Here is a 903-nt window from a genome sequence, read left to right as displayed (position 1 = left end):
GAGGCTTATTCAAAAGTCCCACCCGCAGCCAAAAACACCAACCCCCGCACCACCGCAAACACCCGCCCATACAACCCCAACGGCCGCCTAAACCCCGTATGAAGAATCCGCCAAGTCTTGATGTGAGCGATAACCCGCTCCACCACCGACCGCAGCCGATTCAGCACCCGATTATTCCGCCTCTGCTCCCGACTCAGCCGCTGACCCGGCTTGCGCCTGGCCGGGGTAGCCAACCCCAACCCGATATAGCCCTTATCAGCCACAGTGCTCTCATCAAGATATCTTTCCAAGCCATGATGTTTGAAGGCGTAAGCATCATGCCTGGCCCCGGGCACCGGGTCTGTGATAGCCAGCAACTTTCCATCCAAGGTGCAAATGACTTGGTGGTTGAATCCGGCTCGTTTGTGCTTTCCAGAGAAATTTGTTTTACCAAGTGAACGCCAATTCCACGTGGGTATCAGAGTCCCGTCAACTACTAAGGACCCGGGTGCTTTGAGGCTTTCTTTCAAAGGCTGAGTCAGCGGAGTGAGAATCTTCTCCAGGGCCTTTTCGATGGTGTTGATAGCTCGTGAGACTGTCGATTGAGAGACAGCAAAAAGTTCTGCGAGGAGTTCTTCGGTGAGGTTGTGGCGGTGGTAGAGCAGGGTGATTTTGAGGGCTTGGGTGAGGGTTAGCGCTGGTGGTCTTCCGCCTGGTTTTGACCAGGTGAGGTGATGGGTGAGGGCTGTGTGTAGTGTGGCGAATTGCGTGGCTGTGAGGCCGGTTGTACGCTGGTGTAGCAACGGTCTTGTCCGGTATGGCTTGAGGTTATTTATAGAGATTTAACGCTCATATTTTTGCCGCGGGTGGGGCCGTTGTCTAGTTGGTGGGTGTGGGGTGCGTGTCTACTTTTGAATAAGCCTC

General features: G+C 54.5%; 1 protein-coding gene. It reads right to left on the bottom strand.

Annotated features, from left to right (window positions below; all coding sequences use genetic code 11):
- Nucleotides 1-5: 5 nt before the first annotated feature.
- Nucleotides 6-782 carry a transposase gene (locus VVR27_RS11555; RefSeq protein ID WP_237187077.1) on the bottom strand — a complete coding sequence of 259 codons (777 nt, stop codon included), beginning with the start codon at nt 780-782 and terminating at the stop codon, nt 6-8.
- Nucleotides 783-903: the final 121 nt, after the last annotated feature.

The sequence above is a fragment of the Rothia sp. LK2492 genome (assembly GCF_040946345.1).
In the GTDB taxonomy this organism is placed as follows: domain Bacteria; phylum Actinomycetota; class Actinomycetes; order Actinomycetales; family Micrococcaceae; genus Rothia; species Rothia endophytica.
Note: the sequence above shows the minus strand (reverse complement) of the source record. Positions and strands in the feature narration are given on the sequence as shown.